This window comes from Brucella oryzae, from assembly GCF_041929965.1.
Lineage (GTDB): Bacteria > Pseudomonadota > Alphaproteobacteria > Rhizobiales > Rhizobiaceae > Brucella > Brucella oryzae.
Genome location: NZ_JBHEEO010000003.1, coordinates 62264 through 83119 on the forward strand (window position 1 = coordinate 62264; position 20856 = coordinate 83119).

Genomic DNA, 20856 nt, shown 5'->3' on the forward strand with positions numbered 1-20856 from the left:
GTAGGAATGAAATGGTAGCAACCGGGCGGAAAACCGCCTGCCGCTACGGTAGCTGATCAATATATGGAAGGGATACATGCCCGGTGGCATGTCCGGACTTCAAATCCGGGAGGGGCCGATAGACGGTCTTTGGTGGGTTCGACTCCCATTCTCTTCCGCCAATCGGCTTTTCAGATCATCTTGAGCGTACGATGCGCAGCACATTGCGCACCACCTCGTCTTGAAGCGGGCGCTGTTTCTCGATGTTGAAATGACCGATATCCTTCATGCCCGAGAAATCGCGATTGTCGAGGCTTCCCTTGAAGCGCGGCCCGGCTGTCAGCGGCAGACCCCAGCCGTGCTGCTTGAAATAGAAGTTCACGACACGCCTTATATTGCCGGGCAGAGGGGCAGGCGCGGTGGCGGCGAAGGTCGCCATATAACTGACCTGAATGCCCTTTTTTTCAAGAGCGGCTGCAATGTCGATGACGGCATTGGCACCGAGCGAATGGCCGATCAGAATGACGGGCGCGCGTGGGTTCTTCTGCTGGTCGGCGAGTATCTGGTTCAGCACGAAGCGCCATGCCTGATGCCCTTCGACATGCGCATCGACACCATTAGCCTGCAACTGCTTGCCAATCTCGTCGATGCCGGTGGAGAAGATGTCCCCGAAGCCACGCAGGAGATAGACATCGGCCTGCGGCGCGTTTCTGGAAGGCGTTTTGGGCGCTGCCTGTGCCGCGCTGCCATAGAGCGCAAGTGCAGCACCGGCAAACAGCAGACTGCGACGGGTCAGGTCTTTTAAACGCAAACTATTCGGCTTTGAAATCATCTTCGACTACCTGTTGGAGCGCGTCCGAGAACCGTGAAATGGCTTTCGAACGAGGCGTATCAAGACGGATATCTAGAGCGCCGGGCTGTTTCAGCCAAATCACTAGAACTTGAGTTTTGGAATGACACGACCGGTTCGGCTCGCATATTCGTCATAGGATGTGCCGAATGCCGCGCGCATCATCGCTTCCTCGTGGCCGACACGATAGAAATAGAGGATGCCAACGCCGACAAGCCCCGCCAGACCGGCGAACCAGTTCGGCAGCAGGCAGAATTGCGCAATCGCCCACAGCCAGAACGACAGATACATCGGATGGCGGACATATTTGTAAAGGCCGCCGGTTACCAGCTTGTGCTCGCGGCGGATTTCAAGCGAGACAGACCAGTTTTTGCCCAATTGGCGATGACTTGCATAGAAAAGCCAGAGGAAAGCGATTTCGACAATCAGCCCGATCCAGGCCAGCCATGGCTGGAAAGCATAGTCAGCAAGGGCGGGAAAGCCGGTTGCGACATAGACAATCGGGATCAGCGACAGACCGACAGTCGCTGCGCCCAGCGCCAGCCTGTCGGCCAGCGTCTTTGCATTATTGGCAACCTTGATCTTGCGCGCACGCCGTTGATGCGGAATGCGGATAACGACCCAGGCGACAAGCCCGATGCCCCAAACGATTGCGGCCAGTGTCGGTGTCATTCAGCAGTACTTTCTTTCATTGGCAAGGCACCGACTATTCGGTCCTCCGTCCGGTCTCTGAGCGAGGTCGGCCCACAGCAAATCTGAAAGAAATCATACCAATAGGGCTTCGTATTTCCGAATACATATTGATAGTGCACGCGAAAAAGATTGCGCTTCACGCGCTTGTAGATTTCCGGCTGCAGCATATCCTTCATTCGCACAGTCTTTGTGACAGGAAAAGGCCGCTGCGGCTCCCGCTTCAGGCCCATTTCAGCCACGGGGTCGGTCTTGTAGAAATTGATCGCATCGGTCAGGCACTGGATTTCCACCCAGTCGATTTTGCCGTCGTCCACCAATCGTTGCACGCCTTCGCGAAAATGCTTGCCCGCCGGGTGATAGCCTGCCTTGAGCGCGGTCGATCCAAGGGTGAGGACCGTCACTTTGGGCGCGCGGCCGCTGAATTCCGGGTCGATGGCAAGACAGCGCGCTGCAACGTCCAGCATCAGCATGCCGCCGGTGCTGTGGCCGATCAGAATGACTTCGTCATAATGTTTCGCGGTGATGCGTGCGACGATATCGGCTGCAAATCGCTGCATCAGGGATTCGGCATCCTGTCGTCTTCCCCGAATGAAATTGAGCGAAAACGACCATAGATCCATCAGATGGTTGGTTGACCATCGCTTGCCCAGAACGGCAAGCGCTGTGGAAAAAACCACCAGGCCGACGAGCCAGCTGACGACGCCCAGCCATTGGACCGTCCAGCGTGCCGCTGCATAGCCTGCGGCAGCAAACAAAGCGAGCACGAGAAACGGGTAGAGGAAATAGAGCCCGAAGCGCCAGGCTTTCGCAAAGAAGCGAAAAGCTGTGCCGGTTACGACGAAATCGCCGAAGGCGAAAAGATATTTGGCCAGCCTGACAGGAAGAGGGCGGTCGAAATCCGCCAGCACTATTCTGTCCAGAACGAGAAAATTGAAGTCTGTTTCAGTGTCCCAATTATCGTCCGCGGGAGCCGTCTTGATCGACACGGAGCCGATCTCGCCGTCAGCCGAAATGCTGACATCCGAAACGTCGGAACGAACGCCCCAGAGCGCCTCGAACCTTTTGATTTCTCTATTCAATCGACCGAAAAACGCCTCCGGCGTTTTCGGATCGTAGCCGCCAATGAAGAAGACAGCGCGTTGTCGAACCGGTTGCTTCATGCGCAAACCGTAGTTTGGGGCTTTCGGATTGTCGAGATCATTGCCGGTCATCCCCAAACAAATATGTTTGAATTTACTCGCTTATCTCATATCGACCAGACCGCGCCTGATTGCTTCACGGGTTGCTTCGGCGCGGGAAGAAACGCTCAGCTTTTGATAGATGGCCTTTACATAGTCGCTGACCGTGTGTTCCGACAGCCCAAGCTTGCGGGCAATCTCGCCATTCCTGTGTCCGACTCCGATCTCTTTCAGCACTTCGGTTTCCCGGCGTGAAAGGTGGATGAACTCACCTTCCGGTTCTGTTGCTGCCGGATGGGCGGATATGGCTTTCACCCGCGCGACCAGATTGAGCCTGGCGCGGATTGTGAGAATGAGGACGTCGAAATCGATCGGTTTCGTGAGATAGTCATCGGCGCCTGCTTCCCTGCCAGCCAGCTCGTGGCTGCGGTCCGCGAGCGCGGTCAGAAACAGGAACGGCGTTCCGGCAAGGTCGGCGCGGGAACTGCGAATCTGTTCCAGAAACTGCAAGCCGTTGGTGCCGGGCATCAATATATCGCAGATGATGATGTCGGGTATCGTCGTGCCCAGAGTGTGCAGCGCCTCGGCTGCGTTGGCTGCACCGACCGCGTTGAAACCCGAAGTGCTCAGTTCATCGATCAGTTCTTCAAGAATATGCGCCTCGTCCTCGATGCAGAGGACGGTGGGCGTGCGAGGAGTTTCAGGCAGTCGCATGGGGGGCCACCTTTGGTAGAGACAGAATGAATACCGTACCTTGTCCTTCAATCGAAGTGAAGACAAGCGTTCCGCCGTGCAATTCGGCCAGCGCGCGTGACAGGCTGAGGCCAAGGCCCGTACCGGCCATGTGCGATGCGTTGCTGGCGCGGAAAAAGCGGGTGAAGATGCGGTCGGTATCCTCCGCCGGTATGCCGATGCCATAATCGCGAACGATGCAGCGGAATTCGTTGTCGTCTTCTTCCGTGGTCACTTCGATAGGCTTGTCGGCAGGGGAATATTTGGTGGCATTGCCGAGCAGGTTGACCAGAATTTGCTCGACCAGAATACTGTCGCAATAACAGAAAGTCTCGCTGTCCTGTATGTCTGTCACCAGTTCCAGTTCGGGATGCAGCTCCTGATGGTAAGCGCAGGTATTGCGGACCAGTTCCGAAAAATCAACCGGCTGCCGGTTGATCTGGAAGCCATTCTCATCGAGACGTTCCGCATTGGCCGTGCTTTCCAGAAGCAGGATCAGGCGGCGGCTGGCATTGCGCATACGTTTTGCCTTGTCGATGATGATTTCTGGCGTGAATTCGTCGGCACGGCGGATGAAGCGCTGGGCAATGATGTCGATGATCGATACGGGCGTGCGGAACTGGTGCGAGACGGTAGTAATGAAACTCTTGTAGAGTTCCTTGGCCTTGCGCTCGCTTTCCAGTGCCTCGCGCAGGGCAGCGGTGCGGTCGGCAACAGTGTGTTCCAGTTGCTGCTTGTACTCCTGCAGCGCCTTGTGGGCGCGCTCGGCCTTGCGCATGTTGGAAAATACCTGCCATGACAGAATGCCCCCGGTGGCCATGATGCCCAGCACCGCGAACATGATGAGATAGATCGATTGCAACTGCTGGTCGCGCTGCGCGCCGCCGCGGTCGCGCTCCAGGATCATCGCATCATTGGCAACCTTGGTCAGCTCCTCGCGCATGGGAACGAGTGCCTCGTAAATGGCAACCGGGTCGAATTTTTCCGGCTCCGCGTCGATCATCGCCTCGATCTCGGGAAGCCGGTCGGCATTGCGCTGGATGGTTTGGGCGCCGCCCGGAATGCGCGCGAAATATTTCTTCTGCGGGGCATCGGCCAGAAGCGCAAAGCGGCTGTAAAGCACGTCAAGACGGAGTGAGAGATCGGCGGTGTTGGCGTTGCCGCTCGGAAATGTCAGTGCCGTTTCACCCAGGCGCCCGGCGTCGCGCTCGGTCTGGGTGATCGCCCAGACCATGTTCTCGCCGACATAGGTCGCGAGCGACTTCTGGATTTCGAGAAGCTGGATGAAAGCATAAGCGAGCAGGGCTGCAAAACCCACCATGACCAGGCCGGAAAGAATATAGCCCCGCTTGAGTCTCATTTCACCTCGATCTGCTTCAGCTGCCATGCCCAGCGATGATCATAGCGCGAATCGTTCAACTCCTCATGCTGGTCGCGCGGGTAGACGATCCAGTATGGTCCCTTGTCACGCCGGTTCAACTCCTTGCCGTTCATCTTGTGTGCAACGAGGACGTCGTATTTATAGGCGTCTTCCAGCGGAATGCTGATACTGTAATCGTTGAGCGCCAGCACCGTAATCGAATGGCTGGTCGCATCTTTTCCGTCGACGCCCACCGTCGCCAGAACGTCGCGCAGCAGGACCCCGTCAAAACTCTGCGGGCCTTCGGTCCAGGCCGTGTTCGTCTGCAATGTGTTCTGCGGCAGTTTTGTGAAGTCTTCGCCAGTCAGCGCGCGTGTCGTGCCATCCGGAGCGACGATGGTCAAAATGGTGGGTGGCGCAGCATTGGCTGCGCCGGTGAAATGGGTGATTTGGCAGATGGCGAAAAGCGCGATCAGTGCCCGGAGCGCCAGAAGACGCCGGAAAGCGAACATCCAGTTTGCGCATGACACGTGAGATTCTCCAGAAACGAAAATTGCGAATGTATCGAAGCTTAAATGGGAGGACGCGCGCAATTTCAAGATTCTCTTGAACTTGCTGAGTGAAATCCCCCTTCAAAAGCATCAACTCACACATAACATAAAAAAATTTGGTCCAATTCTAAATAAATATCAAACGGATTCACGGGATCTTTCAATATCTACCGGTGGTTACAAGTCATTTTTGAATGAAATGGTGGGTTCTTCTTTGTGGCGCACCCCCCTGAATAGGGGAATTGTTTTTAGCTACTAGAGCGTTCACTAAATGAGCGTCGGCCTGTTGGGGCTTAGGAGGCTGGCGCAAAAATTGGGCGGGGGCTGCTTATCGACCGCGGGGAGTCGGGGTCGATAGGCAGCCAACCAGTCCGGATAGCGCGGAAGCGGCGATAACGGTTACTCTCGGAACGATACGTTTCGAGCTACGAATAAAAACCGATCCTGCCTTTAACGAATGCTTTCTGGACAAGAATGGCCGACTGCATCTGGTCGAGCCTTGTGAACCTGCCGTTCGGGTTCGTCGATCAGAGCGAGCTTGCAACTCTTTCGCGTCCTTCATCTGGAGGGCGCGCTTTTTTTGCTTTTTATCCGTATTGTTGCTGGAAACGCTTCAATAAAATTTGTGACGATTGCTGCTCATGGCAACGACCGTCACAAATGAAGATATGGCAGTTCAGCTTCAAACAGTTTCCGGCGTTTATTTCTGTTCCGGTGCCGTTGTCTGAATGCTTGCAGTGGTTTGGGGCTTCTCCATCTTCGTGGAGGATTGAGCACTATGATAGGTGCAGTCTGCCATCGCAGCTGTAACCGACAGAGCGAGGACAGCGGTAGTCACGAACACGACTTTCATGTCTGTCTCCCTTCAGTTTGGATGTGGCATTGCAACGGCAAGTTTAGCAGAGCCTGGCCAGCCTGTCGCATCACATCATTTTTCGAAAGTCGCCCGCCACGTTTTGGCCGTAATTTCGCCGGTTCTTCGCCGCAATTCCTGATGGGAAAATATATCGTTTCTTTTCGCAAAAACGTATTTGGCGCGAAAATCGCGCCAAATCATGGTTCTGCCTTAATGTGATTTCGGCCTCGTTCAGGAGGCGCAGCGGCTCACCACTGCGCGCTTGCCGCCCATGGACAGGAACGAGATATGTAGCGTCTGGCCAACGGGTGAAATGGTGATGTTTTCTTTTGACTGCTGGCCATTGGCATTGCAGGACATGGCGACGGTAAACGTGCCTTCGTAATTGTTCATCCGCGTGACCGAACATTGGCTGTCGCGGCTGTCGAAACGCTCGCCGGAAATGGAGAAGCGCTGGCCATCGGGGCTGCACCAGTTGCCGGTGATGGGTGTGGGGTCGACGGGCGGTTTTGCAGGCGCGGCACTTGCCGAAGGACCGGGCGTCGTTTCGGAACACGCAGTCAATGCTGTGACAACAAGGGCGAGGGCAAGCAAACCGGGCTTCTGCAACAATCTTCTCCTTCATGCATTGGGCAAGCCTCCTCTTAAAAAAGAGATTCGGGCGATATCGCGACCATGGCACGCCGGTCCACAATTTGCATGGAGAAAGGGCCGGATTGCTCCGGCCCTTCATGAAGATGTGGGGAAGACGCCACCAGCTATTCGCCCGGAGCCAGATGCGGGGCCTCGATCCTGGCGCCTGCATGTTTCAACGGACGTTCGCCGGAGAGCTTGCGGATCAGCACATAGAACACCGGCGTCATGAAGATGCCGAAGGCAGTCACGCCGATCATGCCTGCGAAGACCGCGATACCCATGGCCGAGCGCATTTCCGCACCGGCACCGGTCGAAGTCACCAGAGGCACCACGCCCATGATGAAGGCCATCGAGGTCATCAGGATCGGACGCAGACGCAACCGGCTTGCCTCGACTGCAGCTTGCACGACACTTCGTCCGGAAAGCTCCAGCTCGCGGGCGAATTCCACGATCAGGATCGCGTTCTTCGCCGATAGTCCCACAAGGACGATCAAGCCGATCTGGGTGAAGACATTGTTGTCACCTCCGGTCAGCCAGACGCCGGTGAGCGCTGCCATGATCCCCATCGGCACGATCATGATGATCGACAACGGCAGGGCAAGGCTTTCATATTGCGCAGCCAGCACCAGATAGACCAGCAGCAGCGCCAGCGGGAAGACGAGGAAGCCCGAATTGCCGGCCAGGATCTGCTGGTAGGTCAGATCCGTCCACTCGAAAGCGATGCCCGGAGGCAAGGTTTCCTGTGCAATCCGTTCGATGGCAGCCTGCGCCTCACCGGACGAGAAACCGGGGGCCGGGTTGCCGTTGATATCGGCGGAAAGGAAGCCGTTATAACGGATGGCGCGTTCTGCACCCACGGTTTGCTCGACTTTCAGGAGGGCCGACAGCGGGATCATCTCGCCCGATTGCGAACGAACCTTCAGCTTGCCGATATCCTCGGCATGGCTTCTGTAATTCGCATCAGCCTGAATGCGCACGCTATAGGTGCGTCCAAAGGCATTGAAGTCGTTGACATAGAGCGAACCGAGATAGATCTGCAGGGTTTCAAACACATCGGTCACCGCTACGCCTAACTGACGCGCCTTCGTGCGGTCGAGATCGGCATAAAGCTGCGGCACGTTGATCTGGTAGCTCGAATAGAGACCGGCCAGCTCGGGCGTCTGATACGCCTTGGCGAGAAACGCCTTGGTCGCATCGTCCAGCGCCTTGAAGCCAAGCCCGTTGCGATCCTCAAGCTGGAGCTTGAAGCCGCCTGTCGTGCCGAGACCCTGAACCGGCGGCGGCGGGAACATGGCGATGAAAGCATCCTGAATGGCACCGAACTGCTGGTTCAGGTCTGCCGTGATCGCATTGGCCGAAAGTTCCGGGGTCTTGCGCTCCTCAAACGGCTTCAGCGTCACGAAAACGATGCCGGAGTTCGACGAGTTGGTGAAACCATTGATCGATAGGCCGGGGAAGGCGATGGCATTGGCCACACCCGGATGCTTGAGCGCGATGTCACTCATGCGGCGGATCACGTCTTCCGAACGGTCGAGCGTTGCCGCATCCGGCAATTGCGCAAAGCCGATCAGATATTGCTTGTCCTGCGCTGGAACGAAGCCGCCGGGCACCGCACGGAACAGCACGAAGGTGACGCCGAGCAGCACGACATAGAGCCCCATCACCAGCGACTTGCGCGAGAGAATGCTGCCAACGCCGCGCCCATAGGCTTCCGAGCTTGCACCGAAGAAACGGTTGAAGCCACGGAAGAACCAGCCGAACAGCCTGTCCATGATGCGGGTAAGCCGATCCTTCGGTGCATCGTGACCGCGCAGAAGGAGAGCTGCCAGGGCAGGCGAAAGCGTCAGCGAGTTGAAGGCGGAGATCACGGTCGAGATCGCGATGGTGAGCGCGAACTGGCGGTAGAACTGGCCGGTCAGGCCGGTGATGAAGGCAAGCGGCACGAAGACAGCGACCAGCACCAGCGCGATGGCGATGATCGGTCCGGACACTTCCTGCATGGCGCGATAGGTGGCTTCGACCGGGGACAGCCCCTGCTCGATATTGCGCTCGACATTTTCCACCACCACGATGGCGTCATCGACCACGATGCCGATGGCAAGCACGAGGCCGAAAAGGCTGAGCGCATTGATGGAGAAGCCGAACACATACATCACCGCGAACGTGCCGACGATGGAGACGGGAACGGCGACCAGCGGGATGATGGAGGCGCGCCATGTCTGCAGGAACAGGATAACGACGATCACCACCAGCACGATGGCTTCAAGCAGGGTATGAATGACCGATTCAATCGAGGCTTTCACAAACGCCGTCGTGTCATAGACGATGTCGAAATCCACGCCTTCCGGCATGGTTTTCTTCAGGTCGGCCATGGCGGCATGGACGTTTTCGGAAATTTCAAGCGCATTGGAGCCGGGTGCCTGAAACACACCCATGCCAACCGCTGACTTGTTGTCGAGGAGCGAGCGCAGGGAATAATCAGCGGCGCCCATTTCGACACGCGCAACATCGCCCAGCCGGGTGATTTCACCTTCGCTGCCCGATTTCACCACGATATTGGCAAATTCCTCCGGTGACTGGAGACGGCCTTGCGCATTGACGGATAGCTGAAGGTCGAGGCCCGAAACGGACGGCGATGCACCGATGACACCGGCAGCGGCCTGAACGTTCTGCTGGCGGATGGCATTGGCGATGTCGCTTGCGGAAAGTCCGCGTTCGGCAGCTTTCTGCGGGTCAATCCAGACGCGCATCGAATAATCACCGCCGCCGAATATCTGCACCTGACCGACGCCCGGAACACGGGCGATACGGTCCTTGACGTTCAAAACGGCATAGTTGCGCAGATAGTTCACGTCATATCGCCCATCGGGAGAAATAAGGTGTACGACGAGCGTGAGGTCGGGCGAGCTTTTGGCGGTGGTAACGCCAAGCGTGCGCACTTCTTCCGGCAGGCGCGGTTCGGCCTGCGATATCCGGTTCTGCACCAGCTGCTGAGCCTGATCGGGATCGGTGCCGAGCGCAAACGTGACGGTCAGCGTCATGACACCATCGGCGGTCGCCTGACTCTGCATGTAAAGCATGCCCTCGACACCGTTGATCTGTTCTTCAAGCGGCGTGGCGACGGTTTGGGAAATAACGGCCGGGTTGGCGCCCGGATATTGCGCGCGAACCACGATCTGCGGCGGCACGACTTCCGGATATTCCGAGATCGGCAGACCTGTCATGCCGATCAGACCGGCAACGAAGATCAGGACCGACAGAACGCCAGCGAAGACCGGACGGTCGACGAAAAAGCGAGAAAAGTTCATCTGTTTATCCCCCTTTAGGCGGATGGGCAAAGACTCTCCCGGCCCGCGAAATCGGCAGATTTCGCGGGTTGTGCTGAGGCTGAGCATTTGCGGTTAGCGCGCGCTCAGGCGCGCCGTTTTAATTCAGTTTTTGGCAAGTGTTTCGGTGACGGGCTGCGGTACGACGACCACGCCCGGACGAATGCGCTGCAGGCCGTTGACGACGATATTCTCGCCGGGCTTCAACCCGCTTTCGATAATGCGCAACCCGTCATAATTGCGACCGAGAACCACTTGCCGGTATTCAATCTTGTTATCCGCACCGACCACGAAGACGAACTTCTTGTCCTGATCGGAAGAAATCGCCCGGTCGCTCACCACCAGTTTTTCATCCGGTTCCGGTGTGCCGAAGCGGATGCGGACAAACTGGCCGGGTATCAGCCTTCCATCCGGGTTATCGATTGCCGCACGAACGCGGATCGTGCCGGTCGTGGCATCGACTTCATTGTTGATGAGCTGGATATGGCCGGAAATCGGCGTGCCTTCATCGGAAGCCGTGCCGATCTGCACCGGAATGCGCTCGATCGCGTTTCCGCCGGGCGAGGCGGCAAGCCTGGCAAGCGCTCTGGTGACGACTTCCTCATTGGCGCTGAAGCTTGCATAGATCGGATCGACCGAAACGAGCGTGGTCAGGACCGGAGAGGCGGAACTTGCGGCAACCAGATTGCCTGCGGTCACTTCCAGTCGCCCGACGCGACCGGAGATAGGCGCGCGCACTTGCGTATATTGAAGGTCAAGCTCGGCGGAGCGAAGGGTCGCCTTGGCGGAACGCAGGCTTGCCTGCGCCTCGTCATAGGCGCTGGAACGCTGGTCGAGGCCGCTCTGGGCGATGGTGCGGGTGGTCACGAGCTGGCGCCCGCGTTCCAGTTCGGTCTTGGCCAGCGCAACGCGGGCTTCTTCGGCGGAAACCTGCGCTTTCGCCTTTTCGACCGCTGCCGCATAGGGCTCTGGATCGATGGTCACGAGCAGGTCGCCCTGTTTCACCAGCGCGCCTTCGCGGAAATGAGCTTTGAGGATAGCGCCGCCGACGCGCGGGCGAATTTCAACCCGGTCAATCGCTTCCAGACGACCGGAAAATTCTTCCCAGGTCGCAATGCGACGCGATTCCGCCTTGGCAACAGAAACCGGAACGGCAGGCGGTGGAGCGGAAATATCGGTTGCGGCATCGGCTTTAAGATGCGGAGCACCAAAGAAGATGGCGGTGCCGCCTGCCGCAGACAATAGGATACTCAGACCGGCGCCCCAGAGGGCCCGGCGGGCTGTGATCGATGTCATTATAGTCTCTCCTACAGCATAATCCGACCGGAGTGGAACGAGGATCGGTCAGATTATGCTTTCAATAAAGGAGGTTAGAGCTTTGCTCTAACCGGTGGGGGCCGGCTTCAATGGGGCATCAGGTCAAAGCTTGGGAGGACTTCAGATCTGATGTTATGCTGCGATTGGCTTTGCGCCTGCCTGCCGGAAGAAATCGGAAAACAGGTCGATGAGTTTATGTTCCTGTGGCGACCAGTCGGTGCCCGCCACCTTGTTTTCGGGTATCCAGCCCGCTTTTCCGGACAGGACATGCGATTGGACTTTCACGCCCGCCTGACGAAGACGCTCGGCATAGGCCTGCGTTTCATCGCGCATCGGACATTCGGCACTGGTGACGAGTAATGTCGGCACCAGACCGGCAAGACGCGTACACAGAGCGGGTGCCGCATAGGGGTGGGCGAAACCCGCACACTCGCCCAGATAATGCTGCCAGCCATCCGACATCGTCTGAACGGCGCTTTCCGGGCAGTATTTGCGGAAAGACGCCGTGGCGAGGCAGGGATCGAGCATGGGCGAAAGCAGTATCTGACCCTTGAGGTCCGTCAGATTCTGATCGCGCGCCATGAGGGCCACGCCAGCAGCAATATTACCGCCCGCCTCTTCACCGGCGACGAACAGCATCGACTTCTTGTGCGCAAATTCGGGGCAACGCGCGCGCATCGAAGTCAGGATAGAATAGGCCACCTCAAGCGCCGCCGGAAACGGGTTGAGACAGGCCGACGAATATTCCGGCGAAACGACCACCGCACCTGCCTCGGCAAGTGTTTCGGCAACGCGCTCGCAGGCGCCAAGGCAGTTGACCGAGAAAGCCCCGCCGTGAAGGTGCAACACCACCGGCGGCGGAGAGAGCAATTTGGCACCGCGATAAACGCGCGCCGTGCAGGTGGAGCTACCTGCCTGCCCATGGGCTTGCCCATGAACTTGCAATGTCTCAACCGTAAACTTCTCACACATCTTTCCTGGCCTTCATGTATAGCGGCAAACCGCCATGGTTAGATATTAGCATTGTCTATAGACTGGAATAGTCCCCTATAATTGGTTACACTGTCCAGAATCTCGAACAATGACGGCTTTTTGATAATGGACCAGCTCTCGGCCATGCGCGCTTTTCTCCGGGTTGTCGAAACCGGGAATTTCACGCGCGCCTCCGCCTCGCTCAATATGCCCAAGGCAACGATCAGCAATCTCATTCAGGGATTGGAAGCCCATCTGCGCACAAAACTCCTCAACCGCACGACCCGCCGTGTTCTCGTAACACCGGATGGTGCACTTTACTATGAGCGCGCTGCACGATTGCTGGCCGATCTGGCAGAACTGGACGGCAGCCTGTCGAGCGCGCAGACCCTGCCCAAGGGTCGCCTGCGCGTTGAGATGGCAAGCGCGGTCGCCAATCTCATCATCATTCCGGCGCTGATCGAGTTTCACCAGCGTTATCCCGATATCCAGATCGATCTCGGCGTATCGGACCGGCCTGTCGATTATGTAGCGGAAAATGTCGATTGCGCTATTCGCATCGGTGAGCTGACAGATCAGTCGCTGATTGCGCGCCGCATCGGCGACATGCATTTCATCGCCTGTGCTTCCGCCGAATATCTCGACCGTTGTTCCATGCCGCTCCACCCGTCCGATCTGAGCCGTAATTGTACGGTGGTCGGCTATTTCCGGCCATCGACCGGCCAGCAGATGCCGTTCCGTTTCAAAAAGGGGACGGAGGAAATCGAGGTTAGCGGGCGTTATGTCGTGGCGGCCAATGAGGCGACCACCTATCTCGCTGCCGCGCGCGCCGGGCTTGGCGTGGTGCAAGCACCCCTATTCATGGTGAAGGACGACATTAAAAACGGCACGTTGCGCCCCGTCCTTCAGGAGTGGGAGATCGATCCGATGCCGATCTATCTGGTCTATCCGCCCAACCGGCATCTGAGCAACCGCCTGCGCGTCTTTGCCGATTGGGTCGTCAAGACAGTTGCCAAGTCTCAACTCAACGGGAATTAGCGTGCACAGCGCCGCTTGTTGAGCCGGACCTTGATCTTGTCGGGAGAGGTGCTTTTCGCCTTGTGTCCCGAGGAGACGATATGCGCGCGCACCGTGCAGTCGCCTGCCAGAACCTCGAAATTGTTGGAGCGGATATACATCACCGTATTGATCGGCTGGTCGGGCATCTTCTGCGCGACGGCGTCGACCACGGCGGTGACTTCCTTCGCCCTTTGTTTCGAGCTGCCATTGCTGGCAGCCAGCGCCGGGCTGAGCGCGGATGAAAATGCGAATATGCCCGCAAACAGAAAAGCAGTCTTAGCTTTCTTCATTGGCATGGCCTCCGATTGAGCTGGAATTGAATGGACCAACATAAGCCCTAATTGCGTCAATACCAGTACCGGAAAGCCGTTTTACCCGCTCTTTGCTTCGTTTATGCCGTTTGCGATGCGCTTGACAGTGGTTGCGGCCAGAAGCAGGCAAAGGAGCGGCTGCAGCCAGAAAACCCATTGTGGCAGAATGCCATCAATGGCAATCCACGCGCCGAGCACGCCAAAGACGACGGCGCGGTCGCTCTTGCCCATCGGGCCGTCATAACGGCGGCTCGCACCCGCGGACGCACCGGCAACGCCTGCAAATTCCGTCAGGGTGGCCAGAAAGATGATTGCGAAAATCCACGGGCCGGTGAACGGCGCAATCAATGCGAAAGGGGCATAGAGGGCAGCATCGGAAACCACGTCGCCAATCTCGTTGAGATAGGCGCCCAGCGTCGATTTCTGCCCATGTTCACGCGCCAGCATTCCGTCGACGGCATTCAGCGCCATGCGCAGAAACAGCCAGACCGGGACGAGTGCAAACCATGCCGCATTCTCGCTCCAGGCCAGAAAAGCGCCAAGTATGACCGAGACGAGCGCGGCGGCGACTGTAACCTGATTGGCCGTTACACCGCCTGCGGCAAGTCGCACGACAAGAGGTCTCAGTAAATTCTGGAAACGCGACTTGAGTTGATAGACCGACATCAAGAATCTCTTGGGAAACGAAGAATAAGTATTGAACAGCTATTTGCGGTTCGCTCCAGCTCGTTTATTCAAACATTCTGTTTCACTCAATAGAAATTGGCGGCGATTGTCCCATGAGGAAACAGCAGGAGAGGGGATGGCATGAACGAGCACACAGTAAAACCGCATCGCGCGGCGCAGGAAAGCCAGTTCGTTACCCATGACGGCACGTCGCTGTTCTACCGTTTCTGGCCGTCACTCTCCGGTAAGCCGAAAGGCGTCATCGTCCTGCTGCATCGCGGGCATGAGCACAGCGGCCGCGTCGCGCACCTCGTCGACGAGCTGGGGCTGGACGACTACGCCTTCTATGCCTGGGATGCGCGCGGTCACGGCCAGTCGCCGGGTGTGCGGGGCTTCTCGCCATCCTTCGGCGCGTCGATCCGCGACCTAGACAGTTTCGTCACCCATATCCGTCAGGAAACCGGCACCGCCATCGAGGACGTGGCAATTATCGCGCAGAGCGTCGGCGCGGTGCTTGCTGCCGCATGGGTGCATGACTATGCGCCGAATATCCGGGCGCTGGTGCTGGCTTCGCCCGCTTTCGACATCAAGCTCTATGTGCCATTCGCCAAGGAAGGCATCGGCCTTTGGCAGAAGCTGAAAGGCACGTTCTACGTCAATTCCTACGTCAAGCCGCAATTCCTGACTCACGATCCGGAACGCATCGAATCCTATCGCACCGATCCGCTCATCACGCGGCCCATCGCGTCGCACATCCTGCTGCAACTCTACGAGGCGGCAAAGCGCGTGGTGGACGATGCGCGGGCGATCACCGTTCCGACGCAGCTTCTTATTTCCGGCAGTGACTTTGTCGTGCGTCCTGCGCCGCAACATCGCTTCTTCGAGAATCTCGGCAGCCGTATCAAAGAGCGTCATGTTCTGAAAGGGTTCTATCACGACACGCTGGGCGAACGGCATCGCAAACCGGCAATCGAACGCATTCACGATTTCATCGAGGCCCGTTTTGCAGAAAAGCCGCAGCGCGCCGATCTGACCGAAGCGCATATTGCTGGCCACACGCGCGACGAGGCCGACCGGTTGTCGAGCCCGCTGCCGCTTCTGACCGCGCAGGGGCTTTACTGGGCATCGACACGCGCTTCGATAGCCTTCGGTGCGTTGTTTTCGGAAGGGTTGAAAGTCGGCAAGCGCACCGGTTTCGATTCCGGTTCCACGCTCGATTATGTCTATGAGAATGAAGCGCGCGGCCTCGGGCCGGGCGGCAAGCTCATCGACAAACAGTTTTTGGAAGCGATCGGCTGGCGGGGTATCCGCCAGCGCAAGGTGCATCTGGAAGAACTGATCGGTGCAGCGATCAAACGGCTCAAAAGCGAGGGCCGCTCGACCAATATTCTCGACATTGCCTGCGGCCATGGCCGCTATGTCATCGATGCGGTGGTGCGTGCCGACGAAATGCCGGATAGCATTCACCTGCGCGATTATTCGCCGATCAATGTGCTGGCGGGCAACAAGCTCATCCGGGATCGCGGGCTTGAAGCAATCGCTCATATGGAAGAGGGCGATGCTTTCAACGAGGAAAGCCTTGCAGCGGTCACGCCGCAGCCGGACCTTGCCATCGTGTCCGGTCTTTACGAACTTTTCCCCGATAATACGTTGATCAATCGTTCGCTGTCGGGGCTTGCCCGCGTGCAGAAACCCGGCTCATTGCTGATCTACACCAACCAGCCATGGCATCCGCAGCTCGAAATGATCGCGCGGGCGCTGACGTCGCATCGTGGCGGCGAGGCATGGGTCATGCGCCGCCGCACGCAGGGCGAAATGGACCAGCTTGTCGAGAAGGCGGGTTATCGCAAGATCGAACAGCGCGTCGATCAGTGGGGCATTTTCACTGTCTCGATTGCGGAGCGGGTGGGAGACGGCGAAGCGTGACAGTGCATTTGACGGAACTTGAAGGATCTTCGCGGCGGCCTGTGATCCGTCGCGCGATCCTTTGGCTTCTGTTTCTCGCCCCCTTTTTCTACCTGACCTACGGTACGGCCAACTGGCTCGCATCGCAGCAAGGCCATGTGCCGAACCTTGCTTTCGGATGGGAAAGCCAAGTTCCGTTCATCGCGTGGAGCATCGTTCCCTATTGGTCGGTCAATCTGTTTTATGCGATTGCGTTGTTCGTCAATGACAGTCCGGACCAGGTGGACCGGCTGGCAAAGCGCTATCTGACGGCGCAGATTATTGCCGTTCTCTGCTTCGTCGCTTTTCCGTTGACCGCAACCTTCGTAAAGCCGGCAACGGCTGGTCTTCCGGGTTTCATGTTCGATGTGCTTGGCGGCTTCGACAAACCCTTCAATCAGGCGCCTTCACTGCATATCGCGCTCTTGATTATCATCTGGGACCAGATGCGCCGCGTGATGGGCGATGCCATGCGCGTGGTCTGGCATGTCTGGTGTCTGCTGATCGGTCTGTCGGTGCTGACCACCTATCAGCACCACGCGGTCGATATTCCGGCAGGCGCTTTGCTTGGCCTGTTTGCCTTGTGGCTTTTTCCCCGCAGCGGCCCTTCGCCGCTGGCAGAGTTTCGGTTCACATCAGACCCCAAAGCCAGAAGGATCGGATTTTACTATCTGGCAGGCGCAATCCTGTTTCTGGTGCTTGCCATCCATGGCCTGACCGTCACCGGCTATGCGATTTTCTGGCTCTGGCCTGCAACCGCACTGGCCATCGTGGCTCTTGGCTATTCCGGTGCGGGCGCTGGCATTTTCCAGAAGCAGACAGATGGATCGGTCAGTCTCGCAAGCCGCTGGCTGCTTTGGCCTTACCGGCTTTTTGCCCGGCTGAATGTGCGGTTCTGGACACGCAAGCTGCCGCCGCATGTCGAGCTTGCCGACGGGGTGTTTCTCGGGCGTTTTCCAAAGGCCGCAGAACTCTCATCCTTTGCGGCCGTCATTGATCTTGCTGCTGAAATGGTGCCGCCACCCCATTCTATCGAATGGAAAAGTTTCGGCACGATTGATCTGATCGCGCCGTCATCGGAAAAGGTGCAACTGGCCTCCGATGCCGTTGAATCCGCACGCCATCACGGCCCGGTTCTTGTCTGTTGCGCGCTTGGTTTTCAGCGCAGCGCAACAGTTGCGGTCAGATGGCTCGTCTCTACTGGCCGTGTCGCCAATGCGCGGGAAGCCGAAGTGCTGATCCGCGCCAAAGGCTGGCCGGTCCACCTGCATATGGCCGGGGGACTGGAATGAATACGCCTGCAACCTCCATGGCAATTGTTCTGCGCCGCAATGCCTTTCTCGGCATTGCTTTCGCAGTCGTTCTTCTTGCGGTCGCGCCCTTCATGCGTCCGGTGCATGATCTGGCCTTCTGGCTGATCTGGCCGCTTTTGTTGGTAAGCGCATTGATCGTGCTTGGTATTGCAGCGCATCTTCTGTTCGATGCTGCGCTCTTCAGGTTGATCGTCAGTTCCGATGAAACGGGCTTAGCTGAAGTGGACCATATTCTGGAGCGCATGGGCCTGCGTTCCAATGACGGCGCGGTCCGTCCGTTTGCGGCAAGGATTGAAGGCTCGCGACGGATCATAGGGCGTCTGCGGTTCTTCATGGGGCTTGGTATTGTGCTTTTCATTTTGCTGGCCACAGTGCCGTTGGGGCAGCCATTGGGATGGGGGCTGTAACATGCGGGAACTGGTCCGCCATCAGGTGCAATCGATTTTCGGTTCGTTTCTGGCAATCCTGTCGCGCGGGATTACCGGCGTGCGGCCAATCTGGAGCGGCACAGGTCCGTCGCGCAATCAGCGCATCTATTTTGCCAATCACACAAGTCATGGCGATTTCATCCTGCTTTCCTCCTGTCTCGATCAGGAAGAACGCGCGCGCACCCGTGCCGTCGCTGGTGCCGATTACTGGCGGGGCAACCGCGTACGCCAGTTCATGGCAGAAGTTCTGTTGCGCACCGTACTCGTTGAACGCAACTGGGTGGAACGCACGCAGGACCCGATGGAGGTGATGCTGAAAGCGCTGGCCGATGGCCATTCGCTCATCATTTTTCCCGAAGGCACGCGCAACATGACCGACGAGGCGCTGCTGCGCTTTCGTTCCGGCATCTATAATCTGGCGCTGGCGCGCCCCGATGTCGAGCTGGTGCCGTGCTGGATCGAAAACATGTCGCGCGTGCTGCCCAAGGGCGCCATGCTGCCGGTGCCGCTTCTGTGCCGGGTCATTTTCGGTGCGCCGGTGCAGCTTCGCGACGGCGAGGACCGTAAGGAATTTCTCGCCCGCGCTCGCCAGAGCCTTCTCGATATTCAGCCTCAGAATGGTAATCACTCATGAGTGAAACGACCCGGTTATTCCTTGGCCTCATGGGCGTTCTGATAACGGCAAGCGCCGTTGCCGGTGTTCTTGCATGGCGCGCGCCGAAGCCGCTTTCATCCACGCTGGTCAATCTCAATGCCCGCATCAAGGCGTGGTGGATCATGGTCGGTGCCATGTGCATCGCCTTCCTGTTCGGGAAGGGTGGCGTGATCGTGCTGTTCGCGCTGATCTCATTCGCCGCCTTGCGCGAATATGCGACGCTGACGCAGACACGACGCGCCGACCACCGCGTGCTGCTCGGCATGTTCCTGCTGGTCATTCCGGTGCAATATTATCTGATCTGGATCGACTGGTACGGGCTCTATTCCATCTTCATCCCGGTCTATTGCTTCCTCGCCATGCCGGTTCTGACTGCCCTTTCAGGGGATACGTCGCGCTTTCTGGAGCGCATTAGCGAGCAGCAATGGGGCATCATGCTGTCTGTCTATTGCATCAGCCATGTGCCCGCCTTGATGACGCTGGACATTCCCGGTTTTGACGGCAAGAAGCTGCTGCTGATCGCGTTTCTGGTGGCCACGGTGCAGGGCAGCGATGTGCTGCAATATATTTTCGGAAAGCTGTTCGGAAAACATCGCATCGCGCCCGGCATATCGCCATCCAAGACCTGGGAAGGGTTTGTGGGCGGGGTGGCCGCAGCCTCACTTCTGGGGGCAGGTCTTGCATGGCTGACGCCGTTTTCGCCGGTTCAGGCGGGCGCCCTTGCGGCGACGTCATGCATCATGGGCTTCTTCGGCGGGCTTGTTGCTTCCGCCATCAAGCGCGATCGCGGCGTGAAGGACTGGGGCCATATGATCGAAGGACATGGCGGGATGCTCGACCGCGCCGACAGCCTTGTCTTTTCAGCCCCGGTCTTCTTCCATATCGTGCGCTATTTCTGGACCTGAGACGCTGTCCTATCAGGGGAGTTTCAAAGCGATGAACTGCGAGGCCTGACCGTGGTTGAAATTATTGTCGGAAGCGAGGATCAGCGTTCTCTTGCCGTCAACCATCGGCCCGAAGGTGATGGCCTCGATATTATCGATGTCGAGGCCGAAATCGCCTTCGTTGAGCTGGAGGAGAAGTTTCTTGCCGAGCGGTGCCACGGACTGGTTGGCCAGTGAGGGCATATCTTTCACATTGCTGGCGCCTCCGAAGGATGCGTGGTAGAGCGTAATGCGATTGCCCACACCCATGGCGAAGGATCGTTCGACAGTGAGGAGATCGTTTCCATCGGCAACGAATTCCGACAGACCGTTATCGTTCCAGAAGGGCGGCAGCGTCGCCTTGGTGAAGATCGGGTCGGTGTCATAGGCATATTCTGCCGTTACATTGCCCGATGCGAGCTCAAAAGCGATGATGCGTGAACGGCTGCCATGGTCGAGCGTCGCCTTGTTTCCATCCTGTATCAGGGCGTTTTCCGTTCCCGCCAGAAGCGTCTTTCCGTCCGGTGTAATGGTCAGGCTTTCAAAAGACAGATTGTTGCGGACGCCGCGTGTCTTGCTCTCGTCGGGGATGTAGGCTTCCGGCAAAGCAAATTCGCGAATGAAGCTGCCGTCGGTCTTTGCTTCGCCGATAAAGGGCCTACCGTTCTTATCGCCTTCGCTCGACCAGTAGATCGTGCCGGTGGCCGCGTTGAAGCGGATGCTTTCAGGGTCCACATCCTTCAGTTCAAATGGTTTGCCGGCCTTGTCCAGAAGCGTGACAGTTTCCAGAATATCAAGGCTTTGCACGCCGGAACCGTCGATGGCGAGCTTGAGCTTGTAGAAGCGCGCAGGTGCGTTTTCCGAACGATCGTCGGATATGGCGTAATAGACATCTTCACGCGGGTCGTAGTCGAGGCCGGAAATTCCGCCGAATTCGATGCCGCCAATTTTGAGCCCCGTCGGCAACGTGATAGCACCGATGAGTTCCGGCTTCGGCATGTCCTGTGCAACGGCACTGGTCGCAAGGGTAAGAAACAGTGCAACAAAAGGTGCTTTCATGGCGGATATCCATTCGATCAGGAAAGTCACCGGATAGTCGTTCTGTTT

19 protein-coding genes and 1 tRNA gene are annotated in these 20856 nt (G+C 57.7%); 7 read left to right on the forward strand and 13 right to left on the reverse strand.

Features of this window, described 5'->3' with window-relative positions; genetic code table 11:
- The first annotated feature begins 65 nt into the window (after positions 1-65).
- A tRNA-Sec gene (locus tag JNC70_RS03770) sits at positions 66-161 on the forward strand.
- A 14-nt stretch (positions 162-175) separates the two neighbouring features.
- On the opposite strand, the gene JNC70_RS03775 is transcribed toward JNC70_RS03770, so the two are convergent.
- The 10 genes from JNC70_RS03775 to JNC70_RS03820 all read right to left on the reverse strand — a co-directional run bounded on the left by JNC70_RS03775 (position 176) and on the right by JNC70_RS03820 (position 12450).
- On the reverse strand, positions 176-811 hold the full coding sequence (locus tag JNC70_RS03775; RefSeq protein WP_374788546.1) for an alpha/beta fold hydrolase domain-containing protein: 636 nt from the start codon (positions 809-811) through the stop codon (positions 176-178).
- A gap of 102 nt (positions 812-913) precedes the next feature.
- Positions 914-1501: a protein-S-isoprenylcysteine O-methyltransferase gene (locus tag JNC70_RS03780; RefSeq protein WP_104755658.1), complete on the reverse strand. Its 588-nt coding sequence runs from the start codon at positions 1499-1501 to the stop codon at positions 914-916.
- Positions 1498-2682, reverse strand: coding sequence for an alpha/beta fold hydrolase (locus tag JNC70_RS03785; RefSeq protein ID WP_104755725.1), 1185 nt, complete (start codon positions 2680-2682; stop codon positions 1498-1500). The genes JNC70_RS03780 and JNC70_RS03785 overlap by 4 nt, the downstream gene beginning before the upstream one ends.
- An 81-nt stretch (positions 2683-2763) precedes the next feature.
- A complete protein-coding gene (locus JNC70_RS03790) occupies positions 2764-3414 on the reverse strand; it encodes a response regulator transcription factor (protein WP_104755657.1) in 651 nt (216 codons plus the stop codon).
- A complete protein-coding gene (locus JNC70_RS03795; protein ID WP_104755656.1) occupies positions 3401-4792 on the reverse strand; it encodes a sensor histidine kinase in 1392 nt (463 codons plus the stop codon). Before JNC70_RS03795 ends, JNC70_RS03790 begins: the two co-directional genes overlap by 14 nt.
- Positions 4789-5322 carry a putative pterin-binding protein gene (locus JNC70_RS03800; protein ID WP_245414755.1) on the reverse strand — a complete coding sequence of 178 codons (534 nt, stop codon included), beginning with the start codon at positions 5320-5322 and terminating at the stop codon, positions 4789-4791. The genes JNC70_RS03795 and JNC70_RS03800 overlap by 4 nt, the downstream gene beginning before the upstream one ends.
- Positions 5323-6430: 1108 nt before the next feature.
- Positions 6431-6808: a hypothetical protein gene (locus tag JNC70_RS03805; RefSeq protein ID WP_104755655.1), complete on the reverse strand. Its 378-nt coding sequence runs from the start codon at positions 6806-6808 to the stop codon at positions 6431-6433.
- 149 nt (positions 6809-6957) lie between these two features.
- The gene (locus JNC70_RS03810; RefSeq protein WP_104755654.1) at positions 6958-10143 is read right to left on the reverse strand and encodes an efflux RND transporter permease subunit; all 3186 of its coding nucleotides are present in this window, start codon (positions 10141-10143) and stop codon (positions 6958-6960) included.
- Positions 10144-10266: 123 nt separating this feature from the next.
- Positions 10267-11457, reverse strand: a complete 1191-nt coding sequence (locus JNC70_RS03815; RefSeq protein ID WP_104755653.1) for an efflux RND transporter periplasmic adaptor subunit — start codon at positions 11455-11457, stop codon at positions 10267-10269.
- A gap of 153 nt (positions 11458-11610) precedes the next feature.
- Positions 11611-12450 carry an alpha/beta hydrolase gene (locus tag JNC70_RS03820; protein ID WP_104755652.1) on the reverse strand — a complete coding sequence of 280 codons (840 nt, stop codon included), beginning with the start codon at positions 12448-12450 and terminating at the stop codon, positions 11611-11613.
- Between the two features lie 126 nt (positions 12451-12576).
- Here JNC70_RS03820 and JNC70_RS03825 point away from each other — a divergent pair, with 126 nt between their 5' ends.
- A complete protein-coding gene (locus JNC70_RS03825; protein WP_104755651.1) occupies positions 12577-13488 on the forward strand; it encodes a LysR family transcriptional regulator in 912 nt (303 codons plus the stop codon).
- Here JNC70_RS03825 and JNC70_RS03830 read toward each other — a convergent pair.
- A complete protein-coding gene (locus JNC70_RS03830) occupies positions 13485-13799 on the reverse strand; it encodes a hypothetical protein (RefSeq protein WP_104755650.1) in 315 nt (104 codons plus the stop codon). The two genes, JNC70_RS03825 and JNC70_RS03830, sit on opposite strands and share 4 nt — an antisense overlap.
- An 81-nt stretch (positions 13800-13880) precedes the next feature.
- Positions 13881-14486, reverse strand: coding sequence for a CDP-alcohol phosphatidyltransferase family protein (locus JNC70_RS03835; RefSeq protein WP_104755649.1), 606 nt, complete (start codon positions 14484-14486; stop codon positions 13881-13883).
- Between the two features lie 141 nt (positions 14487-14627).
- On the opposite strand from JNC70_RS03835, the gene JNC70_RS03840 reads away from it, so the two are divergent.
- From JNC70_RS03840 to JNC70_RS03860, 5 genes are read left to right on the forward strand one after another with little or no spacing between them, the layout of a single operon-like run.
- The gene (locus JNC70_RS03840) at positions 14628-16412 is read left to right on the forward strand and encodes a bifunctional alpha/beta hydrolase/class I SAM-dependent methyltransferase (RefSeq protein ID WP_104755648.1); all 1785 of its coding nucleotides are present in this window, start codon (positions 14628-14630) and stop codon (positions 16410-16412) included.
- On the forward strand, positions 16409-17722 hold the full coding sequence (locus JNC70_RS03845) for a phosphatase PAP2/dual specificity phosphatase family protein (RefSeq protein WP_104755647.1): 1314 nt from the start codon (positions 16409-16411) through the stop codon (positions 17720-17722). Before JNC70_RS03840 ends, JNC70_RS03845 begins: the two co-directional genes overlap by 4 nt.
- Positions 17719-18150, forward strand: coding sequence for a hypothetical protein (locus JNC70_RS03850; protein WP_104755646.1), 432 nt, complete (start codon positions 17719-17721; stop codon positions 18148-18150). The genes JNC70_RS03845 and JNC70_RS03850 overlap by 4 nt, the downstream gene beginning before the upstream one ends.
- A 1-nt stretch (position 18151) precedes the next feature.
- A complete protein-coding gene (locus tag JNC70_RS03855) occupies positions 18152-18805 on the forward strand; it encodes a lysophospholipid acyltransferase family protein (RefSeq protein ID WP_104755645.1) in 654 nt (217 codons plus the stop codon).
- Positions 18802-19731, forward strand: coding sequence for a phosphatidate cytidylyltransferase (locus JNC70_RS03860; RefSeq protein ID WP_104755644.1), 930 nt, complete (start codon positions 18802-18804; stop codon positions 19729-19731). Before JNC70_RS03855 ends, JNC70_RS03860 begins: the two co-directional genes overlap by 4 nt.
- 12 nt (positions 19732-19743) lie before the next feature.
- On the opposite strand, the gene JNC70_RS03865 is transcribed toward JNC70_RS03860, so the two are convergent.
- Complete coding sequence (locus JNC70_RS03865) at positions 19744-20808, reverse strand: esterase-like activity of phytase family protein (protein WP_104755643.1); 1065 nt, start codon at positions 20806-20808, stop codon at positions 19744-19746.
- Positions 20809-20856 lie beyond the last annotated feature (48 nt).